The following is a 13,165-nucleotide window of genomic DNA, read 5'->3' as shown; positions in this document are numbered from 1 at the left end:
GCTCAGCGGTCCCCGGGCTCCTCCAGGAGGCCTGCGTCGTGGGCGAGCAGGGCGATCTGCACGCGGTTGTTGAGGCCCAGCTTGGCCAGGATCCGGGAGACGTGGGTCTTGACGGTGGCCACGCTCATGTACAGCTCGGTGGCGATGTCGGCGTTGGCCAGGCCCCGGCCGACCGCGACTGCCACCTCGCGTTCGCGGTCGTTGAGACCGGCGACGCGCGCACGCGCGCGTGCGCGCCGTGTGTCGGCGGCGGTGCCGACCGCGTGTGCCATCAACTGCCGGGTGACGGTCGGCGACAGCACCGGGTCGCCGGCCGCGACCCGGCGCACCGCGGCGACGATCTCGGCGGGCGGGGTGTCCTTGAGGACGAACCCGGCGGCGCCCGCGCGGAGCGCGCGCAGCACCTGCTCGTCGGCGTGGAAGGTGGTGAGCACCACGACCTGCGGGGCGTCCTCGCGGCGGCGCAGCGACTCGGTGGCGGTGAGACCGTCCACCGTCGGCATCCGGATGTCCATGAGGACGACGTGCGGCCGGGTGCGGTCGACGAGCGCCTCGACCTCGCCGCCGTCGGCGGCCTCACCGACGATCTCGATGTCGTCGGCCCCGCCCATCATGAAGGACAGCCCGGCCCGCACCAGCGGGTCGTCGTCGACGAGGAGCACTCTGATAGCGGTCATGGCCCGTAGGTAATCACGGCCGGGCGGGGCGGGGACACACGCACCGGCCGCTCCCGGTTCACCCCCACGGCAGCCGGGCCCGTACCTCGAACCCGCCGTCGGGGGCGGGCCCGTGCTCCAGGGTGCCGCCCGCCAGGGTCGCCCGTTCGGTGAGGCCGATCAGGCCCTGCCCGGCACCGGGCACGTGCGGTACCTCCCCCTCCGGCGCGGGGTTGCGCACGGTCACGGTGAGGCCCTCCCCCGGGCCGCCGGTGACCGACACCGTGACCTCCGTGCCGGGGGCGTGCTTGCGGGCGTTGGTCAGGCCCTCCTGGGCGATGCGGTAGGCGGTGCGGCCCACGGAGGCGGGGACGGCGGCCGGGTCGGTGACCCGCTGGTCCAGGGTGATCTTCATGCCGGCCTGCCGGGACTCGGCGGCCAGGGTGTCGAGCGCCGCGAGCGTCGGCTGCGGCCGGCCCGCGTCGTCGGAGTCGCCGGCCCGCAGCACGCCGATGATCTCCCGCAGGTCCTGCAGCGCCTCGTGCGCGCTCTCCCGGATGACCCCGGCCGCCCGCGCGACCTCCTCGCGCGGGGCGTCGGGTCGGAACTCCAGGGCGCCCGCGTGCACGCTCAGCAGCGTCAGCCGGTGCGCGAGCACGTCGTGCATCTCCCGCGCGATGGCCTCCCTCGCGAGCCGCTGCGCCTGCTCGGCCCGCAGCCGCGCCTCGGTCTCGGCCCGCCGCGCGCGGTCCCGCAGGCTCAGCATGAGCTGCCGTTTGGACCGTACGAACATGCCCCAGCCGACGGTCGCGGCCGTCAGCACGACGAAGAGGACGAGCACGGCGAGATACGGCAGGTCGGGGTCGGGGCGCCACCAGAAGTAGAACGGCACCAGCAGCGCTTGCACACCGCCCACCCAGGCCACGTACCGGAAGGGCCGGTGCACGGCGAGCGTGAACAGGGAGATGATCGCCACGCCGCCGGAGGTCTCCGAGACGAAGCTGACCGGGATCATCACGGCGGCCAGCGCGAGCGGCCACCGCCGGCGCAGCCAGACCGCGGCGCACGACAGCGCGCCGAGCACCTGGTCGGCGACGGCCAGCGCGTGCGGGATGTCGTGGTTGTCGCGGAGCGTCTCGGCGCCCGCCAGGCCCACGAGCACGGCCAGCAGGAAGCAGGCGAAGTCGACGATCCAGTCGCGGGCGGTGCGCCGGGGCCGTCGCCCGGAGCGGGCCGCGTCGGGGTCGAGTTCGTGGATGAGGGCGGACGGGAAGAACCATCGGCGCCCCGTGAACACCGGGGCGGTCCGCGCCGCCTTGTCACCAGTCACGGTCGACAAATCTACGCAGGGGGCGGTCCCGGCACAGCCTCGCCGGCGGGATCGGCTACCGAAGTCGCGGCACCGCAGACTTTCGGCGCTCCGGGCGGCGCGGAGCGCCCCCTTCCGTCGGGACGGGCTCGCCCCGCGGCCGATGCGGGTGGGAGGTCCGCGGGGCGAGAGTCGGTGTTATGAAGCAATTGCTGGAGGTTCTGGGTTTCCTCGCCTTGGTGCAGGGGGTGGCGGGTCTGGTGAGCGAGCTCGCCGGCTGGGACTGGGGGCTCGTCCACCGGTTCTCGTTCCTCGACGGTTACGAACTCTTCGCGAGCATCGCCCTGCTGGTGCTGAGCGGCGCCCTGATCGCCGCCGCGGAGAGCCGGAAGCCCGGCTGACATCGCCGTCCGGGCGGCGGCGTCCACCGGTGCGGCCGGTGTCAGGCGTTCTCCGGGAGCTCGTACGAGCCGTACTCGGGGCGGCCGGAGAAGTCGTAGGTCTGGATGGACACGCCCGCGGCGGTGATCTCTCCGCCGGTGTGCCGGAAGGCGCTCGGCATCGAGCCCTCCGGGAACAGGCGGCGCCCGGCGCCGAGGACGACCGGGAAGGTCAGCAGGTGCAGGGTGTCCACGAGGTCGAGCGCGAACAGGGACCGGGCGAGGGCACCGCTGCCGTGCAGCTGGAGCTCGCCGTCGGTGCGCTCCTTGAGGGCGGTGACCTCCTTGGCGAGGTCGCCGCGGATCACGGTGGTGCCGGCCCATTCGGGGTCGGTGAGGCCGGCGGAGGCGACGTACTTCGGCAGCGCGTTCAGTTTGCCGGCGACCGGGTCGGCGGGGTCGGTCATCTTCGGCCAGTACGAGGCGAAGATGTCGTACGTACGACGGCCGAGGAGGAAGGCGCCCACGCGGGAGAAGACCCCGTTGACGAACCGGCCGAAGTCCTCGTCGCCGTAGGGGACGCTCCAGCCTCCCTGGTCGAAGCCGTCCCTGGTGTCCTCCTGGGGACCGCCGGGGGCCTGGTAGACGCCGTCGAGGGTGACGAAGGTGGTGACTACGAGCTTGCCCATGACGGGTTCCTGCCTTCCGGTGCGAGGGGGGGCGTGCCGTCATCAGCTCAGACCCCGGCGGGGCCCGCAACTCATCGGTGGTGCGTCAGGTCGACGTCCGTTCGCCGCCAGCGGCCGGGCGGCGGGGGCGCTGGGATGGGTGCATGACGACAGACACTTCTGTGAAGAACCTGCTCGGCAGGGTGGCGTTGGTGACCGGCGGCAGCCGTGGGATCGGCGCGGCGACGGCGCTGCGGCTGGCGCGGGAGGGCGCGGACGTCGCGGTGACGTACGTGAACGGCAAGGAGGCGGCCGAGGAGGTCGTACGGGCCGTGGAGGCGCTGGGGCGCCGCGCGGTGGCCCTGCGGGCGGACGCCGGTGACCCGGAGGAGGCGGCCGGGGCGGTGAGCGCCGCCGCGCGGGAGCTGGGGCGGCTGGACGTGCTGGTGAACAACGCGGGGGTCGGCGTGCTCGGGCCGGTGGAGACGCTGCCCCTCGCGGATGTCGACCGGGTGCTCGCGGTGAACGTGCGCGGGGTCTTCCTCGCCTCCCGCGCGGCGGTCGCCTTCATGCCGCGCGGGGGGCGGATCATCACCGTCGGTACGTGTATGACGCAGCGGGTGCCCGGGCCGGGCGGGACGCTGTACGCGATGAGCAAGTCGGCGTTGGTGGGGCTGACGAAGGCGCTGGCTCGGGAGCTGGGTGAGCGGGGGATCACGGCGAACATCGTTCATCCGGGGCCGATCGACACGGATATGAATCCGGCGGGTGGTCCTTATGCGGACGGGCAGGTGGCGATGACCGCGGTGGGGCGGTTCGGGAGGGTGGAGGAGGTCGCGGAGACGATTGCTCATCTGGCGGGGGCGGCGTATGTCACCGGGGCGGAGTTCTCGGTGGACGGGGGGCATGCGGCGTGATGTCTGCCTGGGCGTGGCGGCTGGGGCGACAGTCGCCACACCCGGGGGTTGCTCTGCCGGCGGTTGTGGGGTGCTGTGCGTAAGGGGTTGCCCTGCCGACGGCTGCCAAGTGCTGTGCGTAAGGGGTTGCCCTGCCGGCGGCTGCCGGGTGCCGCTGCGCCCACCCGTGCCGCCCCAGCGGCACGGGTGGGCGCAGTTACGGCGGCACGACTGCCCGCGGCTGCGGCGGTCTCGGCATGACCGCCGCAGCCGGGTAGGGCTAGCTGTTCTGTTCGGTCAGGGAGCCGAAGAGGTGGAGGCGGGAGATGCCTCCGTCGGGGTGGATGTCCACGCGGGCGTGGGTGGCGGTCGCCGGGGTGGGGAGGACGAAGCGGTGGTTGGTGTCGGGCTGGAGGCGGGTGCGGGGGAGGATCTCCCGCCAGTCGCCGTCGTCGCCGTCCTTCACCGAGACCGACGCCCAGCCGGCGCTGTTGCCCTTCAGGTACGCGGTGTCGATCTCCAGGGCGCGGATCTGCGACCGGCCGACCAGGCGGTAGCGGATCCAGTCGTGGCCCCGGTCGCGGCGGCGGCGGGTCTCCCAGCCGTCGTCCATCTTCTGCGAGCGGCCGGGCCGGATGGTGTTGGCGGCCGGTGAGTAGAAGCGGTCCGAGGCGTCCTCGACCCGGCCGCCGTTCTCCAGCGCGACGACGTCGAAGGTGCCGAGCGCCGCCAGCCAGGCCGGATCGGGCACGACCTCGCCGTACACGCGCAGCCGGGCGATGCCCCCGTCGGGGTGCTGCTTGAGGCGGAGGTGGGTGAAGCGCTGTTCGTCCGTGACGGCGAAGCCGTTGGCCGCATGGCCGCCGACCGGGGTGCGCGGGACCAGCGTCGTCCACTTCACGTCGTCCGAGAGCAGTTCCTCCGGGGACGGGGAGCCCGCCACCGACGTGCCCTCGACGGAGACGGCCTGCGGGTGGTTGCCGCGGAAGTGGGCGGTGTCCACGACGATCCCGCGGACGACTCCGGGGGCGCCGAGCCGGATCAGCGCCCAGTCGTGGTCCTCGTCCGTCGGCCAGGGGTGTTCGGCGGAGGTGCCGCGCCGGCGCCGGGTCTCCCAGCCGTCCATGATCTTGCCCTTGTGCCCGAAGTGCTCGGGGTCGAACTCGGCGCGCCCGGGCAGCAGGAGGTTCTCGCGCTGGGCGAAGAACTCGTCGTTGGCGGCGATGACACCGGCGCCGAGCCGGCGGTCGGCGAGGTCGACGTGGTGGGTGAAGGGGAAGTCGGCGGTGCGGTAGTCCGCGTACGGGTCGCCGCCGCTGTAGGGGTGCGCGTCGCCGGTGAAGCTCTCGATCGCCGTCACGGTGATCTGGTCCTGCCTTTCGGGAGTCGGTGTCAGTGGGAACGGGTGAGCAGTCGGCCCTTCGGTTCGGTGAACGCGCCGTCGGCGACGACGCGCCTGCCGCGTAGCCAGGTGGACTTCACGACGCCGTACAGGGTCCTGCCCGCGTACGCCGTCACCCGGTTGCGGTGCTGGAGCGCCGCCGGGTCGACGGTGAAGGTCTCGTCGGGGGCGAGGACCGCGAAGTCGGCGTCGTGACCGGGCGCGATGGCGCCCTTGCGCGCGTCGAGTCCGACGAGCGCCGCCGTGCGCGTCGACATCCAGCGCACCACGTCCTCCAGGCCGTGGCCGCGTCTGCGGGCCTCGGTCCAGACGGCCGGCAGGCTGAGCTGGAGGCCGGAGATGCCGCCCCAGGCGGTCGAGAAGTCGTCCGTCTTGAGGTCGGCGGTGGACGGGGAGTGGTCGGTGACGACGCAGTCGATGGTGCCGTCCGCCAGGGCCTGCCAGAGCAGGTCCTGGTTGGCGGCCTCGCGGATGGGCGGGCAGCACTTGAACTCGCTGGCGCCGTCCGGGACCTCCTCCGCGGTGAGGGTGAGGTAGTGGGGGCAGGTCTCGACGGTGACGCGTACGCCGTCCGCCTTGGCCGCGGCGATCACGGGGAGCGCGTCGCCGGAGGAGAGGTGGAGTACGTGCACACGTGCGCCGAAACGTTTCGCCTGATCGACGAGGTGCGCGATGGCGGTGTCCTCGGCGTCGCGCGGGCGGGAGGCGAGGAAGTCGGCGTACTTCGGGCCGCCGTGCTGCGGGGCGGCGGCCAGGTGGTGCGGGTCCTCGGCGTGCACGATCAGCAGGCCGTCGAAGGCGGCGATCTCCGCCAGGGACCGGGCCAGTCGCTCCTGGTCGAGGTGCGGGAACTCGTCGACGCCCGACGGTGACAGGAACGCCTTGAAGCCGAAGACGCCGGCCTCGTGCAGCGGGCGCAGGTCCTTGACGTTGTCCGGCAGGGCGCCGCCCCAGAAGCCGACGTCGATGTGGGCCTTGTCGGCGGCGACCCGCTGTTTGGTGCGCAGGTGGTCGACGGTGGTGGTGGGCGGGAGGGAGTTGAGCGGCATGTCGATCAGCGTGGTGATGCCGCCGGCCGCCGCCGCGCGGGTGGCGGTCCAGAAGCCCTCCCACTCGGTGCGGCCGGGGTCGTTGACGTGCACGTGGGTGTCGACCAGGCCGGGCAGCAGGACGTCGTCGCCGAGGTCCTCCAGGCGGGCGCCTTCCGGGACGGGTGCGTCGTACGGCAGGACGGCCGTGATCGTGCCGTCGGCGACCGTGACGGACGCGGCGCGCGTTCCCTCGGGAGTGATGACGCGCGTGGAGCGCAGCACCTGTTCGGCGTCGGACACCCGGATCCTCCTGACCTTCCGCCGGGATGGAATTCAACGTTCTGTTGAAGGAGTCTTCACCCGCGCTTCCGGCCCGTCAAGGGCCTGCCTCCCGTACGACCCCGGCCGGCGGCCAACTCTGGACGATTCCACAAAGTGAAATTAGACTTTCGTCAGGCAGAACGTGGCTACGCACAAGCGGGCGATCGACCGGCTGCCGGGTAGGCTTCTGCCCTTCCTGCCAGGCCTCGAAAGGAACGCGCCGTGCCGACGTCCAGCGCCAGCACCAACGACTCCGCCCGGTCCGCCGCCAGTGGTGGCGTGCAGTCCCTCGAGCGCGCCTTCGATCTGCTCGAACGGATGGCGGACGCGGGCGGCGAGGTCGGCCTGAGCGAGCTGTCCGCGAGCAGCGGGCTGCCCCTGCCGACCATCCACCGCCTGATGCGCACGCTGGTCGCCTGCGGCTACGTACGCCAGCAGCCCAACCGCCGTTACGCGCTGGGCCCGCGGCTGATCCGGCTCGGCGAGTCCGCCGCCCGGCTCCTCGGCACCTGGGCGCGGCCGTACCTGGCCCGTCTGGTGGAGGAGACCGGCGAGACGGCGAACATGGCGCTGCTCGACGGGGACGAGATCGTGTACGTGGCGCAGGTGCCGTCGAAGCACTCCATGCGGATGTTCACCGAGGTCGGCCGGCGCGTCCTGCCGCACTCCACCGGTGTGGGCAAGGCCCTGCTGGCCGGTTTCCCGCCGGAGGAGGTGCGGGCCCTGCTCGGCCGTACCGGCATGCCCGCCGCGACGGACAAGACCATCACCACGCCGGACGGCTTCCTCGCGGCCCTGGAGGACGTGCGCCGCCTGGGCTACGCGATGGACGACAACGAGCAGGAGATCGGCGTCCGCTGCCTCGCCGTGCCGGTGCCGGACTCCCCCACGGCGGCGGCGATCTCCATCTCGGGCCCGGCGGGGCGGGTCACGGAGTCGGCGACGGAGAAGATCGTGCCGGTGCTCCAGCAGGTCGCTGCGGAACTCTCCGAGGCGCTCGCCACGCCGGGCACCGCCCCGACCGCCTGATCACACCGGCACGGGCGTGCGTTCAGCCGCGTGGCGACGGGCCGAACAGGTCCACCGCCTCGCGCAGTTCCCGCACGCCCTGCCCCAGCGCGCTCACCGAGCCGATCGCGCCCGCGATCAGCAGCAGGGAGCGGCGCAGCCGGGGGATCTCGGGGTCGCCCGCGGCGGCCATCCCGGCCAGCGCGGCGAGTTCCTCCTCCGCGATGCTCCGGTCCCGGAAGTCCCCGGGATGGGCGGCGAGTTGACGGCGTAACCGGGACACGGCGGAGCGCAGCTCCGTCACTCGTGGGTCCATCTGACTGCCGGGCACACGCCTCTGCTCCACGCTGCGCAACACAGTCCTCCCCCTGGCACGTCGTTGTGCGCCTCCCCGACCGGCCGCGGCACCCCGCAGACCGGTCGCGCCAGTAAACGCCACCCCGGCCCCCTCGCGCCAGTCCGCTGCGTCATCGAGTTGCTCCGCAGCGTGACAAGGTGGCCCCGGGCATCCGTCCCGCTCCCCTACGACGGGTGCGGTATGCAGGACGTATGACGACACATCACAGGGGCGGGGACACCACCACGGAGGTCGTGGGACTGCTGCTCGCCGCGGGCGGCGGGCGGCGGCTCGGCGGGCGGCCCAAGGCGCTGCTCACGCACCGGGGCCGGCCGCTGGTGGAGCACGCGGCGGGGGTTCTCCGCGCGGGCGGCTGCGCACGGGTGCACGTGGTGCTCGGCGCGCGGGCGGACGAGGTGCGCGCCCGCGCCCTCCTGCCGGACTGCGCCCTCGTCGACAACCCCGCGTGGGAGCGGGGCATGGGCACCTCCCTGCGGGCCGGCCTCGACTCCCTGGCCGGGACGGGCGCGCGGGCCGCGCTGGTCTCGCTGGTCGACCAGCCCGGGATCGGTCCGGAGGCGGTCGCGCGGGTGCTCGGCGCCTACGACTCCCCCGAGTCGCTCGTCTCGGCCGCCTATGACGGCGTGCGCGGCCACCCGGTGCTGTTCGGCGCCGCGCACTGGGCCGGGATCGCCGCGACTGCGACCGGCGACCAAGGGGCACGCGCCTATCTGAAGGAGCACGCGGAACGGCTCGCGCTCGTCGAGTGCGGTGATGTGGCCGAGGCGTACGACATCGACACCGAGGCGGATCTGGCGCACCTTGAATGAACCGGGATGGCTGTGGGTGAGCGGGGTGGCACCGAGCGCCACCTTCCCTCGACCCGGAGAATCTCGACATCAACAAAACATTGAACTTCCACCATGAGGAAACTACTATCCACTGCTCAGAAGCGCCCGGCCTCCGTACGGGCGTCCCCAGCCGTACCCGGGTCGACCGGCACCCGGTGCCATGCACGCCGAAGGAAGTGACAGCTGATGTCCGCACCAGCGCCGTCCCCGCTGGCCATCGTCGACGCCGAGCCCCTGCCCCGGCAGGAGGAGGTCCTCACCGAGGCGGCGCTCGCCTTCGTGGCCGAGCTGCACCGGCGGTTCACGCCCCGGCGTGACGAGCTGCTCGCCCGCCGCGCGGAGCGCCGCGACGCGATCGCCCGTACGTCCACGCTCGACTTCCTGCCGGAGACGGCCGCGATCCGCGCGGACGACTCCTGGCGGGTGGCCCCGGCCCCCGAGGCCCTGAACGACCGCCGGGTCGAGATCACCGGACCCACCGACCGCAAGATGACCATCAACGCCCTCAACTCGGGCGCGAAGGTCTGGCTCGCGGACTTCGAGGACGCCTCCGCGCCCACCTGGGAGAACGTGGTCCTCGGCCAGCTCAGCCTGATCGACGCCTACACCCGGAACATCGACTTCACCGACCCGGCCTCCGGCAAGTCGTACGCCCTGCGCCCGGACGCGGAGCTGGCGACGGTCGTCATGCGCCCGCGCGGGTGGCACCTGGACGAGCGTCACCTCACCGACCCGGACGGCACCCCGGTGCCCGGCGCGCTGGTCGACTTCGGCCTGTACTTCTTCCACAACGCCAAGCGGCTGATCGAGCTCGGCAAGGGCCCGTACTTCTACCTCCCCAAGACGGAGTCCCACCTGGAGGCCCGGCTGTGGAACGAGGTGTTCGTCTTCGCGCAGGAGTACACGGGCGTGGAGCAGGGCACGGTCCGCGCCACCGTCCTGATCGAGACGATCACGGCCGCGTACGAGATGGAGGAGATCCTCTACGAACTGCGCGACCACGCCTCCGGGCTGAACGCCGGCCGCTGGGACTACCTCTTCTCCATCGTCAAGAACTTCCGTGACGGCGGGGCGAAGTTCGTCCTCCCGGACCGCAACGCGGTGACGATGACCGCCCCGTTCATGCGCGCGTACACCGAGCTCCTCGTCCGCACCTGCCACAAGCGGGGCGCGCACGCGATCGGCGGCATGGCGGCGTTCATCCCGTCCCGCCGGGACGCGGAGGTCAACAAGGTGGCCTTCGAGAAGGTGCGCGCCGACAAGGACCGTGAGGCGAACGACGGTTTCGACGGCTCCTGGGTCGCCCACCCCGACCTGGTCCCCATCGCGATGGAGTCCTTCGACCGGGTGCTCGGCGACAGGCCCAACCAGAAGGACCGCCTGCGTGAGGACGTGGACGTGAAGGCGGCCGACCTCATCGCCATCGACTCCCTGGACGCCAAGCCGACGTACGCGGGTCTGGTCAACGCCGTTCAGGTGGGCATCCGTTACATCGAGGCCTGGCTGCGCGGGCTCGGCGCGGTCGCCATCTTCAACCTGATGGAGGACGCCGCCACCGCCGAGATCTCCCGCTCCCAGATCTGGCAGTGGATCAACGCGGAGGTCGTCCTCGACAACGGCGAGCAGGTCACCGCGGAGCTGGCCCGCAAGGTCGCCGCCGAGGAACTGGCGAGCATCCGCGCCGAGATCGGCGAGGAGGCCTTCACGGCCGGCAACTGGCAGCAGGCACACGACCTGCTGCTGAAGGTCTCCCTCGACGAGGACTACGCCGACTTCCTCACCCTGCCGGCGTACGAGCAGCTCAAGGGCTGAGCCCTACGTGTCCGAGCGGCCCAGGTGCACCGACCAGTCCTGGGCCGCCGCCGGTTTGCCGTGCAGGTCGGGAACCCGCTTCAGCCAGTCCGGTCGGCCCCGCCGGGTCTTCGCCGCCCGCCGGGCGTTCTCCTCGGCGAGCTCGTCCGGGCCGGGGAAGTCGGTGGGCAGCCAGGCGCGGGAGGACCGCACGCGCGCGTGGAGGTACGTCACGTACGCCTCGCGGACCTCGTCGGGCGTGGCGAAGTGGGGGTCGTCGGCCAGCCAGGCGTCGGGGACCTCGGCGGTGATGGACCGCAGCAGCTCCTCGGTCACCTTCGGCGCGAGTTCGGCGTCCGCCGCCGGTACGTCGGGGCCGTAGTGGCCGAGGGCGTGGTGGCGGAAGTCGTACGCCTTGGCCGGGTCGGAGCCCTCCCAGCGGTGGTGGAAGACGAGCGCGGCCCCGTGGTCGATGAGCCACAGCCGCGGGGGCGCGACCCCGAGCGTCGGCCACACCACCAGGTTGGAACTGTGGACGGTGCGGTCCACGTTCACGGTGAGGGCGTCGAGCCAGACGATCCGCCCGGCCTCCAGCGGATCGACGGGGAAGACCTCGGCGACCTCGGGGGTGAAGTCCCGCGCGCCCGACAGGTAGTCCATGCCGAGATTCACCCCGGCGCTGGCGGCGTGCAGCTCCCGCACCTCCTGGTGCGGCTCGCTGTCCGCAACCGCCGGATCGAAGTGCGCCAGCACCAGCTCGGGAAACCGCAGTCCGAGGGCCCGCGCCAGCTCCCCCACGATCACCTCGGCGACCAGCGCCTTGCGCCCCTGCGCGGACCCGGTGAACTTGACGACGTACGTCCCGAGGTCGTCGGCCTCGAAGACGCCGGGGACGGACCCGCCCGACCTCAGCGGGGTCACATAGCGAACAGCCTTCACATCGCGCAGCACACCGGCCAGCGTACGGCAGGGCTCCCGCAGGCTCACCTGCCTTTATGGGCCGACCAGCGGATTGGGCAGCGGCCGGTAGCGGGCGTCGGCGCCGTCCGCGCCGGTCCAGCGGAGCAGGAGGTTGGTCTTGGCCGGGAGGGTCGGGGCGGTGAGCAGGGCGGGGATCTCGGGGAGGTCGTGGCGGGCCAGTTCGCGGCGGACCGCGGGCCAGGGGTCGAGGCCGGGGTGGTGGTCGGCGAGGGCGGCGGCGATCTCGGAGAGGTGGTTGACGAACAGGCAGTACACCAGGCGTTCCCAGCCCGCCTCCCTGGAGACCGCGGACAGGAGCTTCACGCCCTCCGCGTCCCGGTACAGGGCCCGTACCGGCATGCCGTCGGGGTCCATGGCGACGAGCGTGTTCTGCAGGTGCGCCTCCAGGACGACCCCGTGTCCGCCGAAGGCCGTCAGGGCCGGGGGGACCACCCGCGACAGGTAGGCCTCCCACCAGGCCACCGGATCGGGGGTGGTGGCCAGGGGGCTGCCGTCGAAGCCCTCCACCAGGGCGGCGGCCAGGTAGGGGGTCGCGCCGGGCGGGAGGTGGTCGCGCAGGCCGTCGCGTACGACCACGGCCAGTTGTTCGTAGGCGAAGTCCGCGGTGCGGTGGCCCCGGTCGCTCTGCCAGGCCGCGTCGGACCCGGCGAAGGCGTCGCGTACGGCCGTGTCGGTCGTACGGAGTCTCAGCAGGTCGTGGCGCCACAGGCGGCGGATGTCGTTGGTGATGCGCACGTCCAGGCTGAACTTCAGGAACAGGTCGCGCTCGGGCGCGTACACGGTGCGGATCGCCGCCGTGGGCCACACCGGGGAGGGGGTCGTGCCCAGCCGGATCAGGCGGCCGTCGGCGAAGGCGGGGGCGAGGTCACGGGCCGCGAGGTCCAGTTGCCAGGGGTGGGCGGGCAGCAGACGGTAGCCGGAGGGTGCGGTGCCCAGGCGGTCGAGGGCCGCGGTGTCGCCCTCGTCCACGACCGTGTCCTCGCGCAGCCCCAGCAGCGTCAGCGGGAAGCGGGCGTGCGCCTCGGGCGCGTACGGCAGCCAGGCCGCCGCGGGGCCGCCGCCGCGTGCCTTGGGGGCGGGGTGGTGGGTGTGGCCGGTGACGAGGGCCTGCTCGGAGCGCAGATACGGGTCGTCGGGCGGGGTGGACCGGGCGCGGGCGGCGAGCAGCGCGGCCACCGCCTCCCGGCTGTCGAGCATCTCGGCGGGCAGTTCGTGGTTGGGCAGGCCGGTGTGCCGGCGCAGCTCCTCGGCGACGAGTTTCACCAGCTCCGTGTGACCGAGGCGGTGCCAGGTGCCCGCCGCGTGGACCTCGGGTGCGGCGGGACGCCGGGTGCCGCGCACCCGCAGCAGACGGTCCGTACCGGGCAGGCGGTACGTCGAGTGCGCCCCCGCCCCCGATCCCGTCCCCGTCCCCGTTCCCGGTACGGGCTGGGCCACTTCGCGCAGCAGGCAGTTCAGCAGCGGCACCGCCGCGTACGCGTCGGCGTCGTCGTCCGCGGGCGGGGGCATGAGATCCACGCGTTCCTCTGGTTCC

Annotated in this window: 13 protein-coding genes; 5 read left to right on the top strand and 8 right to left on the bottom strand. The window is 72.9% G+C overall.

The genetic code is table 11. From position 1 onward, the window contains the following. Positions 1–2: 2 nt before the first annotated feature. Together AMK33_RS03290 and AMK33_RS03285 are read right to left on the bottom strand one after the other, a co-directional pair. On the bottom strand, positions 3–677 hold the full coding sequence (locus AMK33_RS03290) for a response regulator transcription factor (RefSeq protein ID WP_073931138.1): 675 nt from the start codon (positions 675–677) through the stop codon (positions 3–5). Between the two features lie 58 nt (positions 678–735). After that, positions 736–1,995, bottom strand: a complete 1,260-nt coding sequence (locus tag AMK33_RS03285; protein WP_073931137.1) for a sensor histidine kinase — start codon at positions 1,993–1,995, stop codon at positions 736–738. A gap of 170 nt (positions 1,996–2,165) precedes the next feature. Between AMK33_RS03285 and AMK33_RS03280 the strand changes: the two genes are divergently transcribed. Further along, on the top strand, positions 2,166–2,366 hold the full coding sequence (locus tag AMK33_RS03280) for a hypothetical protein (protein ID WP_073931136.1): 201 nt from the start codon (positions 2,166–2,168) through the stop codon (positions 2,364–2,366). A 41-nt stretch (positions 2,367–2,407) separates the two neighbouring features. Here AMK33_RS03280 and AMK33_RS03275 read toward each other — a convergent pair whose 3' ends face one another. After that, positions 2,408–3,034: a dihydrofolate reductase family protein gene (locus tag AMK33_RS03275; protein ID WP_073931135.1), complete on the bottom strand. Its 627-nt coding sequence runs from the start codon at positions 3,032–3,034 to the stop codon at positions 2,408–2,410. 143 nt (positions 3,035–3,177) lie between these two features. On the opposite strand from AMK33_RS03275, the gene AMK33_RS03270 reads away from it, so the two are divergent. Beyond that, positions 3,178–3,930: an SDR family oxidoreductase gene (locus AMK33_RS03270; RefSeq protein ID WP_073931134.1), complete on the top strand. Its 753-nt coding sequence runs from the start codon at positions 3,178–3,180 to the stop codon at positions 3,928–3,930. 259 nt (positions 3,931–4,189) lie between these two features. Here AMK33_RS03270 and alc read toward each other — a convergent pair whose 3' ends face one another. Together alc and allB are read right to left on the bottom strand one after the other, a co-directional pair. After that, positions 4,190–5,269, bottom strand: coding sequence for an allantoicase (alc, locus tag AMK33_RS03265; protein ID WP_073931133.1), 1,080 nt, complete (start codon positions 5,267–5,269; stop codon positions 4,190–4,192). 32 nt (positions 5,270–5,301) lie between these two features. Beyond that, positions 5,302–6,642, bottom strand: a complete 1,341-nt coding sequence (allB, locus tag AMK33_RS03260; protein ID WP_073931132.1) for an allantoinase AllB — start codon at positions 6,640–6,642, stop codon at positions 5,302–5,304. A gap of 243 nt (positions 6,643–6,885) precedes the next feature. Between allB and AMK33_RS03255 the strand changes: the two genes are divergently transcribed. After that, on the top strand, positions 6,886–7,692 hold the full coding sequence (locus AMK33_RS03255; RefSeq protein WP_073931131.1) for an IclR family transcriptional regulator: 807 nt from the start codon (positions 6,886–6,888) through the stop codon (positions 7,690–7,692). Between the two features lie 22 nt (positions 7,693–7,714). On the opposite strand, the gene AMK33_RS03250 is transcribed toward AMK33_RS03255, so the two are convergent. Continuing rightward, positions 7,715–7,987, bottom strand: a complete 273-nt coding sequence (locus AMK33_RS03250) for a DUF5955 family protein (protein WP_235617977.1) — start codon at positions 7,985–7,987, stop codon at positions 7,715–7,717. Between the two features lie 233 nt (positions 7,988–8,220). Between AMK33_RS03250 and AMK33_RS03245 the strand changes: the two genes are divergently transcribed. Both AMK33_RS03245 and aceB read left to right on the top strand, forming a co-directional pair. Further along, entirely contained in the window at positions 8,221–8,838 is a 618-nt protein-coding gene (locus AMK33_RS03245; protein ID WP_073931129.1) for a nucleotidyltransferase family protein, read from the top strand. Between the two features lie 207 nt (positions 8,839–9,045). Next, positions 9,046–10,671, top strand: coding sequence for a malate synthase A (aceB, locus tag AMK33_RS03240; protein WP_073931128.1), 1,626 nt, complete (start codon positions 9,046–9,048; stop codon positions 10,669–10,671). A gap of 3 nt (positions 10,672–10,674) precedes the next feature. Here aceB and AMK33_RS03235 read toward each other — a convergent pair whose 3' ends face one another. Beyond that, the gene (locus AMK33_RS03235) at positions 10,675–11,601 is read right to left on the bottom strand and encodes a HipA family kinase (protein ID WP_073931127.1); all 927 of its coding nucleotides are present in this window, start codon (positions 11,599–11,601) and stop codon (positions 10,675–10,677) included. A 42-nt stretch (positions 11,602–11,643) separates the two neighbouring features. Beyond that, the gene (locus AMK33_RS03230; RefSeq protein WP_079194749.1) at positions 11,644–13,140 is read right to left on the bottom strand and encodes an IucA/IucC family protein; all 1,497 of its coding nucleotides are present in this window, start codon (positions 13,138–13,140) and stop codon (positions 11,644–11,646) included. Positions 13,141–13,165 lie beyond the last annotated feature (25 nt).

Origin of the sequence: Streptomyces sp. CB02400 (assembly GCF_001905725.1) — a bacterium.
Lineage (GTDB): Bacteria > Actinomycetota > Actinomycetes > Streptomycetales > Streptomycetaceae > Streptomyces > Streptomyces atrovirens.
This window is presented reverse-complemented; position numbering and strand designations above follow the sequence as displayed.